16 protein-coding genes are annotated in these 23,157 nt (G+C 62.9%); 2 read left to right on the top strand and 14 right to left on the bottom strand.

Going from position 1 to position 23,157, the window contains the following annotated elements; all coding sequences use genetic code 11:
• Positions 1–10: 10 nt before the first annotated feature.
• From AB5767_RS04805 to AB5767_RS04835, 7 genes are all read right to left on the bottom strand, one after another.
• Positions 11–652, bottom strand: coding sequence for a type II secretion system F family protein (locus AB5767_RS04805; RefSeq protein WP_368131669.1), 642 nt, complete (start codon positions 650–652; stop codon positions 11–13).
• Positions 649–1,509, bottom strand: coding sequence for a type II secretion system F family protein (locus tag AB5767_RS04810; RefSeq protein ID WP_368131671.1), 861 nt, complete (start codon positions 1,507–1,509; stop codon positions 649–651). The genes AB5767_RS04805 and AB5767_RS04810 overlap by 4 nt, the downstream gene beginning before the upstream one ends.
• A 38-nt stretch (positions 1,510–1,547) precedes the next feature.
• Positions 1,548–2,876 carry a TadA family conjugal transfer-associated ATPase gene (locus AB5767_RS04815; protein WP_368131672.1) on the bottom strand — a complete coding sequence of 443 codons (1,329 nt, stop codon included), beginning with the start codon at positions 2,874–2,876 and terminating at the stop codon, positions 1,548–1,550.
• Positions 2,873–4,522, bottom strand: coding sequence for a nucleotide-binding protein (locus tag AB5767_RS04820; RefSeq protein ID WP_368131674.1), 1,650 nt, complete (start codon positions 4,520–4,522; stop codon positions 2,873–2,875). Before AB5767_RS04820 ends, AB5767_RS04815 begins: the two co-directional genes overlap by 4 nt.
• Positions 4,522–5,181, bottom strand: a complete 660-nt coding sequence (cpaB, locus tag AB5767_RS04825; protein ID WP_368131676.1) for a Flp pilus assembly protein CpaB — start codon at positions 5,179–5,181, stop codon at positions 4,522–4,524. Before cpaB ends, AB5767_RS04820 begins: the two co-directional genes overlap by 1 nt.
• Before the next feature lie 252 nt (positions 5,182–5,433).
• Positions 5,434–6,387, bottom strand: a complete 954-nt coding sequence (rsgA, locus tag AB5767_RS04830; RefSeq protein ID WP_438265969.1) for a ribosome small subunit-dependent GTPase A — start codon at positions 6,385–6,387, stop codon at positions 5,434–5,436.
• A 501-nt stretch (positions 6,388–6,888) separates the two neighbouring features.
• Positions 6,889–9,570, bottom strand: coding sequence for a cation-translocating P-type ATPase (locus tag AB5767_RS04835; RefSeq protein ID WP_368131677.1), 2,682 nt, complete (start codon positions 9,568–9,570; stop codon positions 6,889–6,891).
• A 441-nt stretch (positions 9,571–10,011) separates the two neighbouring features.
• Between AB5767_RS04835 and pyk the strand changes: the two genes are divergently transcribed.
• On the top strand, positions 10,012–11,472 hold the full coding sequence (gene pyk / locus AB5767_RS04840) for a pyruvate kinase (protein WP_035136807.1): 1,461 nt from the start codon (positions 10,012–10,014) through the stop codon (positions 11,470–11,472).
• Positions 11,473–11,675: 203 nt separating this feature from the next.
• Here the strand turns inward: pyk and AB5767_RS04845 are convergent, their stop codons facing one another.
• The 6 genes from AB5767_RS04845 to pheS form a co-directional block, all read right to left on the bottom strand.
• Positions 11,676–12,524 (bottom strand): hypothetical protein, encoded by an 849-nt coding sequence (locus AB5767_RS04845; RefSeq protein WP_349116364.1) that lies wholly within the window; start codon positions 12,522–12,524, stop codon positions 11,676–11,678.
• 80 nt (positions 12,525–12,604) lie between these two features.
• Positions 12,605–13,375 (bottom strand): energy-coupling factor ABC transporter ATP-binding protein, encoded by a 771-nt coding sequence (locus tag AB5767_RS04850; RefSeq protein ID WP_368131679.1) that lies wholly within the window; start codon positions 13,373–13,375, stop codon positions 12,605–12,607.
• Between the two features lie 46 nt (positions 13,376–13,421).
• Complete coding sequence (locus tag AB5767_RS04855; protein ID WP_270226119.1) at positions 13,422–14,258, bottom strand: energy-coupling factor transporter transmembrane component T family protein; 837 nt, start codon at positions 14,256–14,258, stop codon at positions 13,422–13,424.
• A complete protein-coding gene (cbiM, locus tag AB5767_RS04860) occupies positions 14,236–15,321 on the bottom strand; it encodes a cobalt transporter CbiM (RefSeq protein ID WP_368131680.1) in 1,086 nt (361 codons plus the stop codon). Before cbiM ends, AB5767_RS04855 begins: the two co-directional genes overlap by 23 nt.
• Positions 15,322–15,567: 246 nt before the next feature.
• A complete protein-coding gene (pheT, locus tag AB5767_RS04865) occupies positions 15,568–18,021 on the bottom strand; it encodes a phenylalanine--tRNA ligase subunit beta (RefSeq protein WP_368131682.1) in 2,454 nt (817 codons plus the stop codon).
• 184 nt (positions 18,022–18,205) lie between these two features.
• Positions 18,206–19,282 carry a phenylalanine--tRNA ligase subunit alpha gene (gene pheS, locus AB5767_RS04870; RefSeq protein ID WP_117770495.1) on the bottom strand — a complete coding sequence of 359 codons (1,077 nt, stop codon included), beginning with the start codon at positions 19,280–19,282 and terminating at the stop codon, positions 18,206–18,208.
• Between the two features lie 504 nt (positions 19,283–19,786).
• Here pheS and AB5767_RS04875 point away from each other — a divergent pair.
• The gene (locus tag AB5767_RS04875; protein ID WP_368131683.1) at positions 19,787–21,370 is read left to right on the top strand and encodes a carboxypeptidase M32; all 1,584 of its coding nucleotides are present in this window, start codon (positions 19,787–19,789) and stop codon (positions 21,368–21,370) included.
• 266 nt (positions 21,371–21,636) lie between these two features.
• Here the strand turns inward: AB5767_RS04875 and glmM are convergent, their stop codons facing one another.
• Positions 21,637–22,968, bottom strand: coding sequence for a phosphoglucosamine mutase (gene glmM, locus AB5767_RS04880; RefSeq protein ID WP_195404622.1), 1,332 nt, complete (start codon positions 22,966–22,968; stop codon positions 21,637–21,639).
• Positions 22,969–23,157 lie beyond the last annotated feature (189 nt).

Below are 23,157 nucleotides of genomic sequence, written 5' to 3' on the forward strand. Positions count from 1 at the left end.
GTATTCCTCCCTACATCATCCCGCCTGCTCCCAGCAGCGGGCCCAATATGGACAGAAGCAACGCCGGCAAGATGAGCGTGCCGGTGGGAATCAGCAGCTTGACGGGCGCACGCTCGATCTCGCGCTCGACCGCGGCGCGATGAGCCGCACGGATCTCGCGACTTTGAGCGGCCAGTGTCTCGGCAAGTGGGGCACCCAGGGCGAGTGCCTGCCCCACCGTGATGGCAAAGGTCTCGAGCGCTCGCACGTCCAGGTCGCGCGCGGCGGCCAACAACTCGTCCTCACGCGTGCCCACGCCCACCTGCCACGCCATGCAGGCCCGCTCAAGGCGAAGAGCCAGCACTGACCGGCGGTTGGCGCAGAAAATCTCAAGCGCCGCATCAAACGAAAGGCCGGCCGAAAGACCCAAGCGCACAACATCGATCATCTCGGACACTTCGCCGAGCGACACTCGCGCCGGGCCGCCCGCTCCAACCGCGCCCTTCACTCGCGCGGTCAGGACATCGACCACCGAGCGACCGGCGGCAGCGACCAGCACCGCCTCGCGCTTGCAGGCCCCTGCGATCTTGCGTGCATCCGCCCGATCCAAACCCGTCGCGACAAATACACTCAGGGCGCACAGGCAAGCCGCAACTGCAACCGGGGCGCTCATAGCTCCACCCGCATAATGCGCCGGATAACCACCAGGGCAACGGCGTTGAGGGCAAGACCCAGCACCACAGCGCCCGCGCCGGCAGGCGTCGCAAGACCGCGACGAAAATCTGCCGAAAGCAGCGCCAACACCGCGCACATGCCCGCCGGCATCGCCGCGACCATATGCGCAGACATGCGAGCCTGCGACGTCTTAACATCCAGGCGGCGCTTGAGCTCAATACGCTCCCCCACCATGCTCGACGCCTCGGACAGTAAGTCGGCAAGCGGAGCACCGGTGCGCTGAGACACCTTAAGCGCCAAGGTCACAAGCGAAAGGCCGGGGGCGTCGATGCGCACGAGCAAGTCATCGAGCGCGTCGGTCGCCGAGATGCCGCAATCGATCGCCGCCGCCACCCGCAAAAACTCGGTATGCACCGGTTCTTGCGCATGAGCGCCCACAAAGCGCATGCCCTGGGTCAGCGAATGTCCCGAGGCAAGCGACATGGAAAGTGCGGTAAACGCCTCGGGCATGGCCTCTTCTGCATCGTGTTGCTCGCGCCGGCTCTCAAAGCCATCCCGAGCGGCGCCAACGGCAATCGGAGCAACAAGTCCCAAGGCAAATCCGAGGGGCGATAACGACACCATCGTTAGTAAAACGCAGCAGACACCGCTCGATAGCAGCAGAAACGCCAAACGCCCCGAAGCATCTTCGATCACGAGGCCAAGGCGATGCGCCGGAGCCAGCGATGCCCACGAACGGGCGATCTTTTTCAGCAGATCGTTTTCCACCAGCTCACGCGGCAGCTTCTCTGCCACCGTCTCGAGCGCCTGACGCGCCACCTCCGCCGGCGGCACCTGCGGCACACGAGGTTCCACCCCGCACGCCGTCGCGACAGAAAACCCTGCCAAACCCCCTACGACGAGGGGCACAGCGACCTCCATTCGTCCACCTCCTCTTGTGTGAGCGTCCCCGACCGCAGGCCTTCTGCGATAAACGGCGGCTCGCGGTCAAGCGTCCAGGTGCGCTCGGCGGCATCGAAAGTCACATAGCGCTCAAGCTCTACGCCGCCCGACGCGGCGCGACGCACCCCCGAATACGAGGAGACGAAGCGCCTGCCATCGGCGTGGCGCTCGGACATCACGATGCCGTCGAGCGCCATGGCAATCTGCTCCTCGATGAGCTCGCTCGGCAGATCGATGCCATAACGTGCAAGCAACGTCAGACGCACCACGGTCTCCTGCTCGGAACCCGCATGAAGCGTGGTGAGCGACCCGTCGTGGCCCGTGTTCATGGCCTGCAACATGTCGCAGCACTCGGCACCGCGCACCTCGCCCACCACGATGCGGTCGGGGCGCATGCGCAGGGCATTGGTCACCAGGTCGCGGATCGTCACCGCGCCCTCGCCCTCAATTGAAGCCTCGCGCGCCTCTAGGCGCACCACGTGCGGATGATGCGCAAACTTGAGCTCGGCAGAGTCCTCGATCGTCACGATGCGCTCGCCGGTGGAGATCTCGCATGACAACGCGTTGAGCAGAGTGGTCTTACCAGATCCCGTGCCTCCCGCAACCGCCAGGTCCTGTCGCAGCGACACCGCGCACGACAGCAGCTGCGCATACCAAAGCGGCAGCGACCCCAGCCCCACAAGCTCGTCCAGCGAGCAGATACGGTCCGAGAACTTTCGGATGGTGAGAATCGGTCCGTCAATCGCCACAGGCGGAATCACCGCGTTGACGCGATAGCCCGTTTTGAGGCGGGCGTTGACGATGGGGCTGCGCTCGTCGATACGGCGGCCAAGTGGCGAGATGATGCGGTCGATAAGCACCCGGATCTGCTCATCATCCTCAAACGCATGCTCGATGGGATACAAGACGCCGCCGCGTTCAAAGAAAGCCGAGCGGCAGCCGTTGATCATGATTTCGGTAACGGTGTCGTCCTCGATGAGCGGCTGCAACGGCCCCAAGCCCACCACGTCATCCAAAATCTCGTCGATGATGGTCTCGCGCTCGGGCGTCGCGAGATCGGTCGGCTCCTCAATATTGAGCGCCGCCTCCACCGCGGGACGCAATTCCGAGCGGGCAAGTGCCGGGTCGATATAGGCGCTGATACGCGCCACTTCGTCGTAACCCATGCGGTCCATCACGGCGCGCTTGGTGCGTCGTTTCGCCGCACGGCGACGCCCCGCATCTACAGGCGCTGCCGCCGCTGCTGCGCCGGCAGCCTTAATCCTCGTTTGCAGGCTCATCGCTGATCACCCTCGCGCGACCAGGGAAGGCGGATACGCGGACGCTCGGTACGCGTTGCACGGTCGGCGACCATATCGCTCCAAGGGCCGACGGCACACCCCAGTTCCACGAGCATCTCGCGCGTGGCCTCGCGCACGCTGGTCGCAAAAGCGCTGGTCTGCCCCACTGCCTCGTCAGCGCGCCCAAACGCCATGAGCGCGGCGAGATCCTGCCCGCCATCGGCGATACGAATCTTGGAGCTCAACGCGCAGGCAATCTCAAAGCGCATGGCGACGTCCTCGTCTGCCCCGCGCGCACCGAACCGGTTGAACAAGGCGCTCATGCGCGTGCGCGGCACACCTACTCGACTTGCCAGTTCAATGACGCGCGACGCCGATGTCGCGGACGACACCGCCGCATCGCCAATGACCAGGCAACGGTCGCTCGCCGCCACCGCAGCCGCCACGGCATCGCCCCAAAAGACCGAGGTATCGATAAAGACCACGTCGGATTCGCGACGCAGGACATCAAGCAGCAGCTCCACCGGACGTGCCATGAGCTCGGCTTGCTCGGGCGCCGCGACGGGACCCCAGAGCGTAACGCCCGGCGCCACGCGCATCGATGTGGCTACGATATCCGGCTCGGTGAGCGCGCCCGCCGCCGACGGCTCGATAAGTGCCGCCATATCGCGCGGAGCATCGACGCCTAACAAGTCGTAAAGGTTTCCAAACATCAAGTCCAGGTCGAGCACGGCGGCACGCAAGCCCAACAGCGACGATGTGTGTGCCATGGTGGCAACGATCGTCGACTTGCCGCACCCGCCCGAACCCGAAATGGCGCAGATGACCGGAGCTCGATGCTGCGGAGTGGCAGCGTCTGCCGGCGGCATCGGAGGCGGCGGGGCGGGCGTCGGCGACAGCGTCCCCGTCTCCCCCGCCGCAACCACACGCTGCGTCCAAGCCGGCATGACAGCTTGTTCGGTCTGCAAGGCAGGCTCGTTCTGTGCAATCTGCTCATGCTGCATCAGCGACAACTCGCCGCACCCGGCAAAGCCCTCAACTTCGTCGAGTTCATCCGCCAGATTCACGCCGTGCACGTATCCCATATCTACAGCCGGGGAGTCGCCAGCATGCTGTGCCGGCCCTCCAGCGTCATCGTATACAAGGGGGTTCCGGGGGCGCCGACCATGCTCGGCTTCCGCTTTTCCATAATCATCAACACGCGGGCCTCTTGTAGCGCGAGGCGCCCCGGGTTCCCTATCAACAAAAGCATCGGGCTCAATCGTCATGCGCCGATCGGAATCAACCGCTCCCTCGCCCGCGCGCCCGTTGCCGCATATACTGTGCGCAGCGATGACCTCGGTCGCCCCCGCGCGAAACAGCCCCTCGATATCCGACGGATCGAGCGCTTCTATCAACACGACCACGCGACTCACGCGGCCTTCGGCCGTCAGGCGCGCGACAGTCTTGCGCACATCTTCGATATCAAACAGAGACGCCGCGATGATGGCAGCCCCGCGGCGCGACGGAAACGCCCGCGCCATGGAAACCAGCCCGCCCAGGTCACCCACGCGAAGCACCTGTGCACCCGCATCACGGCCCTCGACTTCCCGCTGCAACAGCCCGTAATCGCCACACGCGCAGCACGCAAGCCAGATCGCCTTCATCACTCGTCGCCTCCGCTCTTTTTGCCGCGCGCCGTGGCGGGAATCGTCAAGCTGACCATTCCCTTGCCCGAGGCTCCCAGCAGTTCCTTGACGTCTTCGGGGTCAGCCGCCAGCGTCACCCATTCGATCTTGCCCTCGCGCGTGGCACCGGAATCTTCACTGGTATCGATCACGTACGCGCCGCACAACCGATCGGTTACGCCGTCTTTTTGCACATACACATCCACGTAGCTGCCCACGCCCGTAGCACCGCCGACCGAGTGCTCGGCATCGACCGCCACCGAAACGGCGACCTTGCCCTTAGGCACCTCGAGCTTGTGACTCTCGGCCTTGGTGTAGACATTGCAGATCACGGCGTTTTTGGGAATACGCGAAGTCGTCACGTCGCCGCGCACCTGGCGCAGCTCGGTCGCCGCGTCACGCGGCAACAGGCTCGTCAGCCATTCCTGGGTTATGACATTGGTCTCATCGAGGGTCTCGCCCACATCGATATCGCGCGCCGCGACGCATACCTCGACGCGATCGCCACCGTACTTGGCCAAGGTCTCAGCCTGGACCTGTTCGGCTTGCGAGCGGATCGACGAGCCGTAAACCATACAGAGCAGCGCAGCGAGCACGCCCGCGACCAGACTGATGGCGATGCGCTTGCTCTTGTTCACGGCCGCTCCTCTCATGGCAGTGCCGGGCGAATGCCCGTACCACCATTGTCTGGGTGGTCAGAGTGCAAAGCGGCGCAATCGCGATCTCGGTTTTCGATGTCAAACCAATCGCTGACCAAAAACTAACCAGCCCGTCAAGCTCGTGGCAAGGTTTTGGTCAGCACGTCAGCAAACTGCATGTTTCGAGGCTTTTTCGCAGCAAAAAAGCCGTCTCCCGAACAGTTGGGAGACGGCTGTCATAGGAAAAATCAATTACAGATGGACATCGGGATCGAGCATTTGAGCACTCACGCGCATGGATGACGCCAGGTTTTGGAACGTTTCCAAACGCAGGCTGTCGATCTGCCCGGCGTCCTCGGCCTCGCGAACGGCACAGCCCGGCTCATGGGTATGCGTGCAATCGCCAAACCGGCACGCGCGCGATGCCTCGACAATCTCGGGGAAGGCGCGCGCCAGACCCCGCTCGTGACCCACGAGCGGTAAGCTGCGCAGGCCCGGGGCATCGGCGATCACGCCGGCGTCGCCCGGCAGTGCCACCATCACGCGCGCGACGGTAGTGTGACGGCCCTGGTCGTCGCGTTCGCGCACACCGCCAGTCGCCAACGTATCGTGGCCCAGCAGCGCATTGAGCAGCGTCGACTTGCCGGCACCCGACTCGCCCAGAATCATGGCGCAGCTCCCGGCAGGCACGCAGGAACGAACCTCGTCCAGGCCGCGGCCCTCGGCAGAGGACGTCACGATCACGCGCACGTCCGGACCTACCAGGCGGCGCACGCGGTCCAGATCGCGCTCGAGCTCCTCGGCATCGCAGCGGTCAGCTTTGGTGAGCACCACCACCGGTTCGGCATCGCAGTCGAGCGCCAACACCAGCGAGCGCGCCACGCGGTCGAGCAGCACCTCACCGGCACCGAGCGCCTGCACGATTAGCACGCTATCCACGTTGGAGCAGAGCACCTGACGCTCTCCACGGGCACGGCCGCGCCAACGCTCAAAGCTCGTACGGCGCGGCAGAACGCACTCAATCACGCCCATATCGTGCCCGGGAGCGCGGCGCACCGCCACACGGTCGCCCACGGCGGGCAGCAGGACCTCGTCCTCGCCGCGCGACTTAGCAAACCCCACGGCATGCTCGGCGCGGAAGGTATCGTTGGCAGCCGCCACCAGCGGAAACCCGCGATCCAAGCGCACCACGGCGCCAAGCTGCATCTGCTCGGGCTCCTCGGCATGTGCGCAAAAGTCGTCAAATGCCGCCTGCTGAGCTTCATCGACCGGCAGGTCATCAAACGCCGGAACGTCCTGCAGCGCGTCAAGTCCCGGTACGCTTGCCAGTAGCTCCTCGGCAGACGCGGGGGCCTCGGTCGCAAGCTTCCGACGACGATCGCGCTTAGCCCGCGCCCCCGTCGTCTTTTTCTTCGCCTTAGCCTTAGCCTTGCCCACAAGCGCCTCCCAGCACCATAAATCACAACTGAGCAGGTATTTTAAATCAAAAAGAGCTGGCCGGGCAAAGCCCTAAATCAAAAAGAGCCGGTCGAGCAAACGCTCGATCGGCTCACAAACTTTCCCTCAGCTTACGGTCCCGAGAGGTTGTCCGAAGGCCCGACCGCCGAGAGGGGTTTCTTCTGAGCGATCCCGCAGCGCGAAGCGCGAGGACCAGCGAAGAAGAAACCCCGCAGGCGGTCGGGCCGGTGGGAGGGATGGCCTTTCGACCTACTCTTTTTCGACCGCGCGCATGATCGCCTTGTAGATCTCCATCAGCGGGATGATCAGGAAGGCCAGGCCCAGCGCGGCAAGAACGCCCTTGAGCTCAAGCGTCACAGGGCCGAAGAACATCTCGGCAAGCGTCGGCTGCACGGTCACGATCACCGTCAGCACCAGTGCCAGCGCGGCAGAAGCCCACAGCCACTTGTTCTGTTTCTTCATGGTGAACAGCGACGCACGACGGCTGCGCATATTGAAGCAGTGGAAAATCTCGACCATGTTGAGCGTGATGAACGCCATCATCACGCCTTCCTCGTCGGCATTGCCGGCGATCATATCAGCGATGTGAATGTAGCCCATGTCAAAGTACACGCCCACAAAGAAGCTCGCCAGCACCAGCGCGGTGATGATCAGACCCTGGACCACGCAGTCCAGACCCATATGTCCGGCGAAGACACCGTCCTTAGCGTTGCGCGGCTTGCGCTTCATAATGTCGCCCTCGGCGTCCTCCATGCCCAGCGCGAGCGCGGGGAAACAGTCGGTAACCAGGTTCACCCACAGCAGCTGCACCGGCTGGAAGATGGTAAAGCCGATGAGCGTGGCGATAAACACCGAGAAGACCTCGGCAAGGTTTGCCGAAAGCAGGAACTGGATGACCTTGCGGATGTTGTCGTAGATGCGACGGCCCTCTTCGCAGGCACCGATGATGGTGGCGAAGTTGTCATCGGCAAGCACCATGTCGGCGACGCTCTTGGTGACGTCGGTACCGGTGATGCCCATGCCAACGCCGATGTCGGCGCGCTTGATGGACGGGGCGTCGTTGACGCCGTCGCCCGTCATGGCCACGATCTGGTCGCGCGACTTCCAAGCCTCGACGATGCGGGTCTTGTGCTCGGGCTGAACGCGGGCGTACACGCCGTAGTCCTCGATGTGCGCGTCGAGTTCCTCGTCGCTCATGCGGTCGAGGTCGGCGCCCGTGATGGCCTGGCTGCGATCGGTGACGATACCCAGCTGCTTGGCGATGGCCACGGCGGTGTCGATGTGGTCGCCCGTAATCATGACGGTGCGGATACCGGCATCGTGGGCCTCGCGGATGGCGTCGGCGACCTCGGGGCGGACCGGGTCAATCATGCCGGACAGGCCGCAGAAGACCAGGTCGTGCTCGAGCGCAGCGGGGCTGCAGTCGGCCGGGACCTCGGTGTAGGTGCGGCTTGCCAGCGCCAGCACGCGCAGGGCCTCGTCGGCCATGGCCTTGTTGGCGGCCACGAGCTCGGCGCGACGCTCCTCGGTCAGCGGAACGACCTTGTCGCCCTCGTAGATATGGGTGCACAGGCCGATCACCACGTCGGGCGCGCCCTTGGTGTACTGCTCATACTCGCCGTCCAGGGTCTCGACGACCACGGACATCATCTTGCGGCCCGAGTCAAACGGGGCCTCGCCCACGCGCGGATGCTCGGCAGTCAGGCCAGTGAGCCCCGCCTTGCCGGCATCGTTGACGAGCGCACACTCGGTCGGCTCACCCACGGCCTCGCCCAGCTCCTCGTCCCACTGGGCGTCGGAGCACAGAGCCATGCCGGCCAGGAACTTCTCCTTAGGCGCGGCGAGCTCGTGCTTGACGACGGTCATCTTGTTCTGGGTGAGGGTACCGGTCTTGTCGGAGCAGATGGTCTGCGTGCAGCCAAGGGTCTCGACGGCAGAGAGCTTGCGGATAATCGCCTGACGCTTGGCCATCTTGGTCACGCCGAGCGACAGCACGATGGTCACGACGGCAACCAGGCCCTCGGGGATGGCGGCGACGGCAAGCGAGACAGCGACCATAAAGGTGTCGAGCAGCGCGGTCGGATCGGTGAGAACGTTGCCCACGCCGTGGCGGATGATGTCGACGCCAAAGATGACGACGCAGATGACGATAACCATGATGGTGAGGATGCGGCTGAGCTCGGCGAGCTTCACCTGCAGCGGCGTGAGCTCTTCCCTGGCCTCGGCCAGGGCGCCGGCGATCTTGCCCATCTCGGTGTTCATACCGGTGCCGACCACGACGGCGCGACCGCGGCCGTATACCACGGTGGAACCCATGTAGCACATGTTCTTGCGGTCGCCGAGCGGCACGTCGTCGGTGCCGGCGGCGAGCTCAATGACGTTGGCATGCTTCTCGACGGGCACGGACTCGCCGGTAAGGGCGGCCTCCTCGATCTTCATCGTGGCGCTCTCGAGCACACGGCAGTCGGCCGGGACGGAGTCGCCCGCCTCGAGCATGATCACATCGCCGGGCACGAGCTCGGCGCTCGGCAGGTGCACGAGCTTGCCGTCGCGCAGCACCTTGGACTGCGCCGCGCTCATCTCCTGCAGGGCCTCGAGGGCCTCTTCGCTCTTGGCTTCCTGAACCACGCCCAGTACCGAGTTGACGATAACGACGAACATGATGATGGCGACGTCGGCAAAGTCGGGCTCGCCCTTGACCATACCCGTGAGCGCGCTGATGACGGCGGCAACGATCAGCATGATGACCATGGGGTCGGCCATCTGCTCAAAGAAACGCTTCCACAGCGGCGTTTTCTCGGCTTCCTCGAGCTTGTTAGGGCCTGTCTTGGCGAGGCGCGACGACGCCTCGTCGTTGCTCAGGCCGAGGTTCTCATCGACGCCCTGGTCGCTGAGCACCTCCGCCGCGGCGGACAGGTATTCCTTTTGCATATAGAGTCCCCTCCTGGGATTCGGGCCACTCAGCAGATTGATGCCCGATCATAATTCCCAGGAGAAGGGCAAGGGCTCATCAAGGCTGCCGTGCTGAGCGGCAGTTGATAGTGGAGCTATGGTACCCCAAAGCAGCGCGTCTAGCCAAAACATTCCAATTGGAAACACGGCTCGAGTGCAACGATGCAGACCGTGTGATGCTCAATATTGATAAAACGTTTTTTCTTCGGCACATCGTCAAACTGAAATATCGCCCAGATAGCAGCGGTCAGAACGGTTGGTAAAGTTTTTGCATATACCGTTTTTCCGCAAAAAATGAACTTCTAATTCGGCATACGGTCGATTTTTTGGGGTATTCGGTCGCCATTTCGTTATAATCATCTCAGTTTTATTTCTTATGGTTTATCTATCAGCGCAAGACGATGTCAGATGGAGGTCTGAATGTACAAGCGCACCAAGATTGTATGCACCATGGGTCCCGCCTGCGATAGCGACGAGACCATCCGCGAGATGATCAAGGCGGGCATGAACGTCGCCCGTTTTAACTTCTCGCACGGATCCTACGACGAGCACCACGGTCGCATCGAGCGCGTCCGTCGTATTTCCAAGGAGCTCGGTCTGCCCGTCGGCATCCTGCTCGACACCAAGGGCCCCGAGGTCCGCACCGGCCTTCTGGTCGATGGCAAGAAGGTTGCCGTCAAGACCGGCGATAAGATCGTCGTCACCGCTCAGCCCACGTCCGAGGATTTCCACGGCACCTCTGAGCACATCTCCCTCGACTACCTGGCTCTGCCCTCCGAGGTCGAGAAGGGCTCCCTTATCCTGATCGACGACGGCCTGGTTGCCCTCGAGGTCGAGTCCGTCGACGGTCAGGACATGACCTGCGTCGTCAAGAACGACGGCCTGATCGGCGAGCGCAAGGGCGTCAACATGCCCAACGTCAACATCTCGTTGCCCGCCATCACCGAGCGCGATCGTCAGGACATCCTCTTTGGCCTGACCGAGAACATCGACTACATCGCCGCTTCCTTCATCCGTGACGGCGAGTCCGTCCGCGGCATCCGCGAGCTTTGCCGCGAGAACGGTGGCGAGCACGTGACGATCTTCCCGAAGATCGAGTGCGCCCTGGGCGTCGAGAACTTCGACGAGATCCTCGAGGCTTCCGACGGCATCATGGTCGCCCGTGGCGACCTGGGCATCGAGATCAAGCCCGAGCTCGTTCCGCACATCCAGAAGGAGATCATCGCCAAGTGCAACGCGGCCTACAAGCCCGTTATCACCGCTACGCAGATGCTCGACTCCATGCAGCAGAACCCGCGCCCGACGCGCGCCGAGGTTGCCGACGTTGCTAACGCCATTTACGACGGCACCGACGCCGTTATGCTGTCCGGCGAGTCCGCTGCCGGTAAGTACCCGGTCGAGGCCGTCAAGATGCAGGCCAGCATTGCTCTCGAGACCGAGAAGTACCTCCCGGCTCACGCTCCGCTCGAGGTTCCGGCCGATGCTCACGGCACCCGCGTTGTCAACAACGTTGTGGGTATGTCCGCTGTGAACATGGCTACCACCGTTGGCGCCAAGTGCATCACCGTGCCGACGACCACCGGTCGTACCGCTCGCCTGATCTCGCACTTCCGTCCCAACATGCCGATCTGCGCGTTCTCCCGCCACGAGTGGGCCGTCCAGCAAATGATTATGTACTGGGGCGTTATCCCGCATCAGGCCGAGATTACCCAGGGCACCGTCAACGGCACGATCGTCAAGGCGATCGAGACCGCTAAGGAGCTCGGCTACGTCGAGGCCGGCGATCTGACCGTCGCCACCGCCGGCGATCCCCGCATGAGCGTCCAGCTCGAGGACAAGGTCTCCTCGACCAACGTCGCTTACGTCGCTCAGGTGCGCTAAATCGCACTTGCAAGCACACTTGCATTGCAAAGAGCCCGGAAGGCTTTGCCTTCCGGGCCCTTTTTTAGGACCTACTTCATATGCCGCTTCATCGATTTGTGATCAGTCGCGAACCTTTCCGATGCCGAGCGTACCACCGAAGATGCCCTGCGACGGGAGCTGTTGGTCAATTGGGATGAACTGTTCACCGTTAAGCCGGCCGGCTAGCAGCTAGCAATCAGGGGGACTGCGGGAACGCCAGAAGCGGCAACGCGAGCCGCAAAGCCCGCCTCGGTCAGCTCGATGACCTCGGTAAACGTTGCGTCGAAGAATTTCTCGGTCAGCAGGCGGTATGGCGGATGGTCGGGCTCGCCGGGGTTTTCGCGCACGATCTCGTGCATAACGCCGATGGTCTTGAGCACATACTCCTTATGGATGGGATACTGCCCAAAACGCGTCGCCGCAGTATACAGGCGATCGGTCGCGCGCGGAATCGAAACAATGCCGAGCGTCTTGCCAAACCAGTCAAAGTCGCCTTGCTTTTTAATGCGGAACTCCTCGCACGGCTTGCCGCCGTGCGCCTCCAGGTACTGATTCACGCGCGTATTCCATACGGTATCGGCCACCAGATGCGACCAGACACCCAGTGTCAAATCGAGCAACGACTGCGCCACATCTTCGGATGCAAGCGAGAACTCACAGGCGCCGGGACCGGCAACCGGCTCGGCATCCCTGTAGCGCTGGGGATAGTGCACGCGATTCAGTCGCTCGCGCTCATCGACAATCGAGGTGGCCGCGGCTGGCGCACCGGTGGGCGAACTTTTAAGCAACGGTGCCACATAGGTATCCCAGAACTCATGCTCACGAGGCTTAGGGATAGGCTCGGGCTTTGCAAAGTGCGTAATGCGGTACGGGATGGGATCGGCGATGCCAGGGACCATATAGCCCACGAAGATATCCGGAACCACGCAGCCAAACAAAAAGGCATTGCGGTCGCGCACGCTATTGGCAAGCGCACCGGTGCGCTCCAGCAAACGCTCCGTCTGAGCGATATGAATGTTCCAGCTTGGCATAGCCACCCCCATAAAAAACCTGGATAACTATACCATCACGGCAAAGCCGCGCGGGCGGCTACGCACGCTCTACGCAGCAACTAGTCCGTAGCACCGCTTTCGGTTCCATACGACGGCGAAGGCGCCTCGATCACATGGTGATATCGATCGATATAGATTGCACGGGCACCCAGGCGTCGCACCAAATCCTGGTGATGTGTGCTCATCAAGACCGTCTTACCCGCCGCGACGTAGGCCAGCAAGAAGTTGACCACAATGTCGCATGAATCCTCGTCGAGCCCATTGGTAGGCTCGTCGAGGACCAAGATATCCGGGTTCATCGACACCACCGCAGCCAGCGCAACGCGCTTCTTTTGCCCGCCCGAGAGCTGATAGGGAGAGGCGTCGGCAAGGTCGGCAACCTGGAACAGCCCCATGGCATCGCGCACGCAGCGCTCGAGCTCGTCTGCCGGCAGCCCCATCTGCGCGGGACCAAAAGCAACTTCCTCGCCCACCGTAGCGCAGAACAGCTGAGCATCGGCATTCTGAAACACAAAACCTACGCGCTGATGAAAACGCTGAGCGGCCGCGGAATCCTTTAGAAACGCCTCATCGATCACGTGCCCGTCAAACAGGTATGCCCCTGCATCCACGAGTTCAAGGCCGTTAATAAGACGCATAATCGTCGTCTTGCCGCAGCCGTTGGGACCGAGCAGGGCAACGAGTTCACCACGGTCCACGCGCAGCGAAACGCCGTCGACCACCGTATGGCCCGCATAGGAAAACACCACGTCGCGAAACTCGATGAGCGGCGTTGCCTCGGCGCCAACAGCACCGCTCGCGCCCATCGCGTTATTTGTATCGTTTGCCAAAACGTCGCCCTTCCCCATTTGCATCCCCAGTCGGAACCAGCAGCGCCTACAGCACGGCGCACAACACTGTCAGCAGCGCCACGCCGGCCGCATAGGCCGCATCGCGCCAGCCAAACCTGGCGCGCGCGGGAGCCGGATACGCACCGGCAAAGCCGCGGCAAAGCATAGCCTCGTCCATCGCGCGGCTGCATTTCATCGCCTTGATAAAGGTCATGCCCATGATACCCGCGATCGAATCGGTACGCGAAAATCCCTCGGGCGCACGGCCAACGCTGCGCAGCATGACCGATTCGCACAGATCGTGCGCCGTACGACCCAGCACCTCGATGTGCTTGAGCGCCATATCAAACGTAAAGATAACTTCGTCGGGTAGATGCAGCATCTTGAGCGCCGCCGACATGCGGCTCCACGTGAGGGTCCACGAAACACCCAGCACGAGCGACACGTTAATGAACGTCTTAAGCGCAATTTTGAGCATGGCACCCGCGGCAGAAGCGCCCAGCAGCAGGGCAGGCAGTGCCAGAACCACGGCAAACCCCGCGGCAGCCAACGCCGGCACAAAGGTCGCGCGCAGCCCGCGTACAGGGCGCACGGCAACGAGCACCAGCGCGATAGCCGCCATCAACATGATGTACAGCGGGCTCTGCGTCAGACACACGCACAGGACGCAAAAGAACATCCCCACCAGGCGCACCGGAGCCGAAACGCAAGAAAGGGCGCGGTCGACCATCGACCCGCCCTCGTGCGCGCCCCCGCCCAGGCGAACCCGCTCAAGCAGGCTCGCCAGGTGCAGGACGTTCTTTTGCATCACGCGATGACGAGCGCCCGTGGGCTCGTAACGCTGCTCGACCGCAAGCCAGCTAGGCAGCTCGACCATCGCCATGAGCACCGCTTTCCTTGACCGTCAGCGAGATCAGACGGAATGCGATGGTGAGCACCGCCACGCCAATCACGCCGGACAGGATATACATGGCAGCCTGACCGGCAAAGCCGAGACCCTGCTCCTCGGAATAGGCCTGCAGGTAATCACCCGTAGGCAGCGCATCGGCAAAGGTCGGGGTGTCGAGACCGACCGAAGCCTGCAGGCTGTCGTCGCCAACCTCCTGAACGGCGGTCGCGGCGCCCTCGGCGTCCCACTCACCCCAGGCGTCACCCGTGGCCAGCAGGCCCAGCGGCGTGGCCACGACAAGCACGGCAACCAAGATGAGCGTGGGGACCAGCGAGGTCTTCTTGGCAGCAGCGCCCTCGGCAGCAAGCTGTCCATCGGCGGCCTCGGGGCCGACGATAACGCTCGGCGCCGTCTTCTTGATAAAGCCGTAGATCGCGGCAGTCGCCACGCCCTCGACCACGCCGGCTACCAACATATGCGGGATCATCATGGCCGGAATGGCAATGGACAGCGGGAAGGGGCAGTACAGCGGAGCGCCCGAAGCATTCGTGAAAAGCATCGGCTGAATACCAAACTCGATTGCTGCGCACAGGGCCGCCAGGCACAGGCCGACCCAGCCGCTTACGATGGCCGAAACCGAGGTGCCCCAGCTCTTGTCGTTCAAACGGCTGTTAAGCGCGCGGAACACGATGGCTGCGGCAAACGGCAACACGAAGGCCATGTTAAAGCAGTTAGCGCCAAAGGACAGGATGCCGCCGTCGCCAAACAGCAGCGCTTGCAGCGCCAGCGCGACCGAAACCGCGATAGCCGCGGCCTCGGGGCCCAGCAGCAGCGCGATGAGTGCGCCACCAACGGCGTGGCCTGTGGTGCCGCCAGGCAGCGGCACGTTGAACATCATGAGCAGGAAGGAGAACGCGGCGCAGATGCCCAGGAACGCCATGTGCTCGCGATCGAGCGTGGCGCGCACCTTCTTGATGCAGTGGATCCAAACGGGCACCATCGCCACCGCCATAACGGCATCGGTCTGCGGGGACAGATAATTATCTGGAATGTGCATGTACGCCTCCCGGTTATCGGCGCACGGAATTGCAACGCCGCTTGAATCACCTTTCCAGTGTTACGTAATGTCAGATTCGTAACACGCCGCGGGCTATCATAGCAAAACGGCGCACTGCCGACAAAGCAGCACGCCGTTATGTAATGCGCGTGTCATATATGCAGGCTCAACGGTGCCTTATACCGGGCACAGCAGTCACGTAGGACTCGGCAGCAGCCACCGCTGACCCATACCCCAGCGCAGGACCTAGCCGCGGACCTCGCCGTTTACGCCCTTGCACACCTTGGTGACGATCTTCTGGTGCGCTTTTTCGACCTCTTCGCTGGTGAGCGTGTGGTCGTCGGAGCGATACGTAAGCGCAAAGGCCATGGACTTCTTGCCCGCACCGATACGGACGGGATCGCGGTAGACGTCGAACAGGCGCACGCCCTCGAGCAGCTTGGCTCCGGCGCTAGTAATGCGGCGCTCAAGATCCTCGCAGGTCACAGTGTTGTCGACCACGATAGCAAGGTCGTGCTCAACGGCCGGGTACTGCGAGAACTCGCGGTAGTTCTCCTGGTTGCGGGCGCCCTTGATCAGCTTGTCCAAGTCGAGCTCAAAGGCAACGACGACCTCGTCGATGCCCATGGCCTCGCGCGCCTTGGGGTGGATCTCGCCAACCCAGCCCAGCACGGTGCCGCCGGACAGAACCTCAGCCGCACGACCCGGCTGCAGGAAGGCATAGCCCTCGCCCTCGACGGGACGGAAGCGAACCTTCTCGATGCGCAGCTGAGCAAGCAGCTCCTCGACAATGCCCTTGCCAAAGAAGAAGCGCAGCTTACGGTACTTCATGTTCCAGGACCGCTCGCTCCACTGGCCCGAGAGCACGCCCGCCACGGACTTGGTCTCCTTGGGCAGGCTGGCGTTCTCGCGACCGTGGAACAAGCTGCCGACCTCGTACAGATGCACGTTGGGCGTGCCGTGGGCCTCGTTGTAGGCCACAGACTGCAACAGGCCTGGCAACAGCGAGCGGCGCATCTCGGTCTGCTCGGCTACCAGCGGGTTCATGAGCACCACGGGGCAACCGCGACCCTCGGTGGACATACCGATCTTCTCCAGGTCGCCCGGGGCGGCAAAGCCAAAAGTCGTGGTCTCGTTGAGGCCGCAGGCGCGCAGGATCTCGCCGACCTTACGAGTGAGCTTCTGCTCGCGGGTCAGACCGCCGATGTGGTTCTTGGCAGCCGGAATGGTCGCCGTCACGCGGCCCATGCCCCATAAGCGCAAGACCTCCTCGATCAGGTCGATCTCACGCGGCAGGTCGGGACGGAAGCTCGGCGGCGTGACCATAAAGTCCTCGCCGTCGCGCTCGACGGTGCAGCCCAGGCGGGTGAGCGAGCGCTCGATAAAGTCGGACTCGATGTCGGCACCGCAGATGGCGTGCACGCGGGCCAGGCGCAGCTTGATGCTGTCGATGGTCTTGGGCGCGGGGAACACGTCCACATAGCCGGGAGCGACCTCGCCGCCGGCGATCTCCTCAATCAGCGCGCAGGTAACGTTGGCAACATCCACGCAGCCGGTCTCGTCAACCTGGCGCTCAAAGCGAATGGAGGCGTCGGAGATCAGCGAAAGGTCGCGGCTGGTGTGCGAGGTGCGGCCGGCGTTGAAGCAGGCGCTCTCGACCATCACGTCAACGGTATCGTCCTCGATCTCGGAATCCATGCCACCCATAACGCCGGCCAACGCCACGGGGCGCTCGCCGTCGGTGATGAGGCCCATGCCGGCGTCGAGCACGCGCTCCTCGCCGTCGAGCGTCGTGAACTTCTCGTCCTGCTGGGCGGCACGAACCACCACACGACGGTGGCCATCGCGCTCGGCAAAGGTGTCCAGGTCAAAGGCGTGCAGCGGCTGACCGGTGAGCATCATCACGTAGTTGGTGATGTCGACGATGTTGTTGTGCGGGCGCACGCCTAGGGCGTTGAGGCGCTTGACCATCCAGTCTGGCGACGGGCCGACCTTGACGTTGCGCACGATGCGGGCAACGTAGCGGTCGCACAGGCCCTCGTCGGCGATCTCGACGGAAAGCTCGTCGTCGGTCGCGCGGCCGGTCTCGACCTTGATGGCGGGCAGCTCAACGTGGAAATCGCGGTCGAAGATGGCGCCGGTCTCGCGGGCCATGCCGATCATGGACAGGCAGTCGGGACGGTTGGGCGTGATCTCACAGTCGAGCACGGTGTCGCTCGAGCCCACGTACTCGGCAAACGGCATGCCGCAGGGCGTATCCTCGGGCAGGATCATAATGCCGGAGTGGTCGCCACCCAGGCCGAGCTCGCGCGCGGAGCAGTTCATGCCCATGGACACGACGCCGCGAAGCTTGCTCTTCTTGATCTTGACGTCGCCGGGAAGCACGGCGCCAATCATGGCCGTGACGATGTGGTCGCCGGCCTCGAAGTTCTGCGCGCCGCAGACGATCTGCAGCGGAGCGGGATTGACGTCGGCGTCGAGATTCTTGTCGCCCACGTCGACCGAGCACACATACATGTGGTCGCTATCGGGGTGCGGGATCTTGGTGAGCACCTTGGCGGTCACCACGTGGTCGAAGGACTCGCCCACGGTGTCGATCGCCTCGACCTCGGTGCCGGTACGGATATATTCGTCCGAAAGGGTCTTGGGATCCTCCGGAATATCGATCATGGTCTTGAGCCAGTCGTAAGAAACACGCATCTAGCTCTCCTTTCATACTGAAAGCCTGCGAAGAGATGCAGGTGGAAACTTCAACTTTGTGAACATTCCTTACAAAGCGAGGGTTGTCCAAGTGCGGCAGATCGGCCCGAAAGAGGAGCGCCGCGTACTTTGGTACGCAAGCGACGAATGAGCGCCGAGGTGTCGTGCTTGGGCAAGCCGCAGCCTAGAACTGATTCAAGAAGCGCATATCGCCAGTCATGAGAGTTCTAAGGTCAGGCAAGTCGTAGCGCAGTGCCGCGACGCGCTCGGCGCCAATACCAAAGGCGAAGCCGGTGTACTTCTCGGGGTCGATGCCGCAGTTGATCAGAACGTTGGGGTCGACCATGCCGCAGCCCAGGATCTCAATCCAGCCGCTGTGCTTGCAGAAGTTGCAGCCCTTGCCGCCGCAGACGTGGCAGCTCACGTCCACCTCGCAGCTGGGCTCGGTGAAGGGGAAGAAGTGCGGGCGGTAGCGCGTCTTGCGGTCCTCGCCAAACATGCACTTAACAAAGTAGTCAAGCGTGCCCTTAAGATCGCCAAAGGTGATACCCTCGTCGACGACCAGGCCCTCAATCTGGTTGAACTGCGGCAGGTGACAGGCGTCGGCCGTGTCGGGACGGTAGACAGTGCCCGGGCAGATCATGTAGATGGGCGGCTTCTGCGACTCCATGGTGTGGATCTGCACGCCCGAGGTCTGGGTGCGCAGCAGCACGTCGGACTCGCCGTGAGCGTGAGCCTCGGGATGCGCGACGCTGCCGGGGTTGTTGTCGACCACATAGAACGTGTCGCGAGCCGAGCGGCTCGGGTGATCCATGGGCGCGTTGAGCGCGGTGAAGTTGTAGTAGGAGGTATCGACCATGGGGCCGGACTCGACGGTGTAGCCGATGCCGCAGAAGATGTCCTCGGCCTCCTCGATGATCTGCTTGATCAGGTGCTGGTGACCGATCTGCGGACGGATGCCCGGCAGCGTGATGTCGACGGCCTCGTGCTCGAGTGCGTGCTTGAGGGCGGCGGCCTTCATCTCGGTGGTGCGCTCGTCGAGCATGCCCTCGATCAGCTGGCGCATCTCGTTGGCGCGTTTGCCCATCATGGGACGATCCTCGGGAGCGAGCTTGCCCATCATGCGCATCAGGCCGGTGATACGGCCCTTGCGGCCGAGCAGCTCAACGCGCGCGGCCTCGAGCTTGGCGGCGTCGTCGGCGCTAGTGACGAGCTCCTTGGCCTCTTCCTCGAGTTTGACCAGATCATCAATCAGACTCATGTCTTCCCTTTCGTCTCTCGCACATCCGCGCTCCGGGACGGCTAACGCCGCCCGATGTTGCGGATGCGCGGCCCGGTTCGGTAACAAAAAAACCGCCCTCGGGCATGTACATTGCCCAAGGACGGTTGAATTCCGCGGTACCACCTTGTTTGACCCGGCGGATGTCTGGCCCGCCGCGCCCACTCTGTGCCTCTTGTCGCGAGGCTCACGGCTTCCCTACTGGGACTTTGCTGCCACTGGCCGCGCGCCCGTTGAGGTCGCTGCTCGGGAGTGAACGCTTGGCCCTTGCCACCGCAGGAAGGCTTGCAGCCCATGACCTTCCCTCTCTTGCCGGCGACGCGGCGGGCAAAACCCTCTCCGTCAACGCATTGGGCTATAGGATAACACATTTCGCGAGCGCATCGCCGCGTTCCGTTTTGTTCGCGCTGGGTACAAGGCAGGTAGCTGTGCAAATTGGCCGCGCACCCGCCTGCGGCGCTCGGCCTGCGAGATTAAGGATACGGTATGGGAAAGAAACTCGATAAGAAGGCCCAGGCCGCCGTGGCAAAGGCTGCCAAGGGCGTCAAGGCTGCTAAAGTCGATAAGGCCGTCAAAAAGTTCCGCAAACTCGAGGGCAAGCTGTGGACTCGCGAGTACCTGCTCAAGATTGCCGAGTTCGATGGAGCGACGATTGCTCCTGCCAACGGTGCTGCCGCCCGTGCCGACGCCATGGGCACGCTTGCCGGCGAGCATCACAAGCTGCTGACCAGCGAGAAGTCCGTTGAGCTCGTACGCTCGTTAGCACGCGAGACGGTTGCAGGCGGACACGTAGACGACCCGCAGCTGCTCGACGAGATCCGCGTGCTCGGCCGCGACCAGCGCGAGGCAAGCGTTATTCCTACCGAGGAGGCCGAGGCCTGGACCAGGCTCACCTGCGAGGCCGACGCCGTGTGGCACAAGGCCAAGACGGCCAACGACTGGGCGAGTTTTGAGCCCTATGTAGATAGAATCATCGCCCAACTTAAGCATCAGGCCGAACTCATGGACCCCAAGCGCGACCCATACGACGTTTGGCTCGACCAGTACGAGCGCGGCCTTTCTGCCGAGAGCTTCGATGCGTTTTGCGATGAGGTCAAGGCGACGGTCGTGCCGCTCGTGCACGCCATCGGCGAGCGCGGCCAGCAGCCCGCTGCCGACTTTTTGCACGCCCGCGTGCCCGAGGCCGCCCAGCGCGCCATGAGCTTCGACCTTATGAAGCTCGTCGGCCTGAACCTGAACGACACCACGCTTGCCTTTACCGAGCACCCGTTTAGCGAGGGCTTTGCCGTGGGTGACGCGCGCATCGCGACACACATCTACGAGGACGATTGCATCTCCAACGTCTACAGCATCATCCACGAGGCGGGACACGCCATGTACGAGCTGGGCGTCAATCCCGCCTATGCGCGCACCTGTCTTGAGGGCGGCACCTCCATGGGCATCCACGAGAGCCAGAGCCGCTTTTTCGAGAACACCGTGGGTCGCAGCCGCGCCTTTATGGGACCGCTGCTCGAGGTGCTGCGCCGCCACGCACCCGAGGTCTACGGCGACGTCGACGAGGACACGCTCTACCACGCCGTGAACATCGCGCAGCCTTCGCTGATCCGCACCGAGGCCGACGAGCTCACCTATCCGCTGCACGTTATGGTGCGCTACGAGATCGAGCGCATGCTGTTTGCCGGCGAGGCCACGGCCAAGGACATCCCCGCACTTTGGAATCGCTTTATGAACGAGTACCTGGGCATTCCCGTTCCTGACGACACGCACGGGTGCCTGCAGGATACACACTGGAGCGGTGGCTCGTTTGGTTACTTCCCCACCTATGCGCTGGGCAGCGCCTACGACGCCATGTTCGTGCCGGCCATGTGCCGCGACGGCATCGACCTTACCGGTGCCTGCGCGAGCGGCGATCTGGCGCCCGTCCGGGCCTGGCTGGGCGAGCACATTTGGCAGTGGGGCCGCGCCAAGGACGCGCCGGAGCTCATCAAGGGCGCGTGCGGCATGGCGTTCGATGCCCGCTACTACTGCAGCTACCTGCAGGACAAGTTCACCACGCTCTACGAGCTGTAAAGCTTAGGCGACACGCCAACGCAAAGGGGACGCCGCGGAACCAATCCGCAGCGTCCCCTTTTTTCACCCAATAACTAGGTACCCAATGACTAGTTCGTTGACGCTAATGTCTTGGCAACGTCAGCGAAAACGGCCCCAAGCGAGCAAGGTGACGTGAAATGAAAGGGCGCTGACCTTCTGGTCGCGCCCTTGAAATTGAACGTCAGATTGCCGCTTGGGGCCGTTTGCAGCGTCGAGCAGCTACGCGGTTTGGTAAAACCGCGTAGCTATAAAGCCTCGAGCGCGTTGGCGATGCGCTTCATGGCGGCATCGGCGGATGCTTGGTCGGGCGCCTCGGCCAGCACGCGGATAACCGACTCGGTTCCGCTCTTGCGCACGAGCACGCGGCCCTCGCCTGCCAGCGCAGCCTCGGCCTCGGCGATGGCGTTCTGCACGCCCATGTTCTCGAGCGCGGCGTCCTTGTCCGCCACGTGCACGGCCACCTGCGCCTGCGGCAGCAGCTTGCACGGAGCCGTGAGCTGCGAGAGCGTCTCGCGCTCGGCACGAATCACTTCCATCACGCGCAGCGAGGTCATAATGCCGTCGCCCGTGCGCTCGATATCGCCAAAGATCGTATGGCCCGTCTGCTCGCCACCCAGGCTGTAGCCGCCCTCGCGCATCTTGGCATACACGTGACGGTCGCCCACGCCGCTGGTCACGGCGCTCAGACCGGCAAGCTCCAGCGACTTGACCAGGCCAAAGTTGCTGGCAATCGTCGGCACCACGGTACCGCCCGAGAGTCGCCCGTGCTTGTTCAGATACACGCCGCACACGTACAGGATCTGATCGCCGTCTACCACGCGACCGCGCTCGTCCACGGCCAGGCAGCGATCGGCATCGCCGTCATAGGCAAAGCCCACGTCCAGGCCCTGCTCCACCACATGGCGCTGCAGGCGCTCAATATGCGTAGAGCCGCAGTCGACATTGATGTTAAAGCCGTCGGGCGCGGCGTTGATCACGCGCACGTCGGCGCCCAGTGCGTCGAACACCGGCTTGGCCACCGAGGATGCCGAGCCGTTGGCGCAGTCGATACCGATCTTGACGCCCTGCAGCGAAAAGTTCGCGCTGGCGATGAGCGAGGCAATATAGCGGTTGCGGCCCTGCATGTAGTCCACCGTGGCGCCGATATGGTTGCCCGTTGCCAGCGGTACCTCGCTCTTGCCATCGATGTAGTCCTCGATGAGCTCCAGTACGTCCTCGTCCATCTTAAAACCGTCGCTGTTGACGAGCTTAATGCCGTTATCGCAAAACGGGTTGTGGCTTGCGCTGATCATGATGCCGCAATCGAAGCAGCCCTCCACGGTCTGATGCGCCACGCCCGGCGTCGGGATCACATGCAGCATATAGGCGTCCGCACCGCTCGCGACCAGGCCGCTCACCAGCGCCGCCTCGAACATATAACTCGAGCGACGCGTGTCCTTGCCCACGATCACGCGCGCCTTGCGCTCGCGGTTGGCGCCGTAATACCAGCCCACAAAACGGCCAATCTTATAAGCGTGCTCTACCGTCAGCCCAACGTTGGCCTCACCACGAAAGCCGTCGGTGCCAAAGTACTTCATGCGCTCTCCTTACAAAATAGGGGCGAACAGATTGCCTGTCCGCCCCAAAATGGTACTCGATTATCTGCGCTACCAGAAAAACCCTACGCCGACGCGCTGTCGCGAGCCGCCTGCCTTGATTATCGACTTTATCCGAACACCTCCCACATTCATCCGCACATGTGCGGATGAATGTGGGAACCCGATACC

The organism is Collinsella aerofaciens (genome assembly GCF_040926265.1).
Lineage (GTDB): Bacteria > Actinomycetota > Coriobacteriia > Coriobacteriales > Coriobacteriaceae > Collinsella > Collinsella aerofaciens_BB.

Bases quoted from the DNA above. Each gene is read 5' to 3' on its own strand.
- AB5767_RS04815 (WP_368131672.1), bottom strand. From the start codon at position 2,876: ATGAGCCTGCAAACGAGGATTAAGGCTGCCGGCGCAGCAGCGGCGGCA.
- cbiM (WP_368131680.1), bottom strand. From the start codon at position 15,321: ATGCACATTCCAGATAATTATCTGTCCCCGCAGACCGATGCCGTTATG.
- AB5767_RS04875 (WP_368131683.1), top strand. From the start codon at position 19,787: ATGGGAAAGAAACTCGATAAGAAGGCCCAGGCCGCCGTGGCAAAGGCT.
- AB5767_RS04845 (WP_349116364.1), bottom strand. From the start codon at position 12,524: ATGCCAAGCTGGAACATTCATATCGCTCAGACGGAGCGTTTGCTGGAG.
- AB5767_RS04855 (WP_270226119.1), bottom strand. From the start codon at position 14,258: ATGGCGATGGTCGAGCTGCCTAGCTGGCTTGCGGTCGAGCAGCGTTAC.
- pheS (WP_117770495.1), bottom strand. From the start codon at position 19,282: ATGAGTCTGATTGATGATCTGGTCAAACTCGAGGAAGAGGCCAAGGAG.
- AB5767_RS04835 (WP_368131677.1), bottom strand. From the start codon at position 9,570: ATGCAAAAGGAATACCTGTCCGCCGCGGCGGAGGTGCTCAGCGACCAG.
- pyk (WP_035136807.1), top strand. From the start codon at position 10,012: ATGTACAAGCGCACCAAGATTGTATGCACCATGGGTCCCGCCTGCGAT.
- AB5767_RS04820 (WP_368131674.1), bottom strand. From the start codon at position 4,522: ATGAAGGCGATCTGGCTTGCGTGCTGCGCGTGTGGCGATTACGGGCTG.
- AB5767_RS04805 (WP_368131669.1), bottom strand. From the start codon at position 652: ATGAGCGCCCCGGTTGCAGTTGCGGCTTGCCTGTGCGCCCTGAGTGTA.
- pheT (WP_368131682.1), bottom strand. From the start codon at position 18,021: ATGCGTGTTTCTTACGACTGGCTCAAGACCATGATCGATATTCCGGAG.
- glmM (WP_195404622.1), bottom strand. From the start codon at position 22,968: ATGAAGTACTTTGGCACCGACGGCTTTCGTGGTGAGGCCAACGTTGGG.
- rsgA (WP_438265969.1), bottom strand. From the start codon at position 6,387: ATGCAGCTTGGCGCCGTGGTGCGCTTGGATCGCGGGTTTCCGCTGGTG.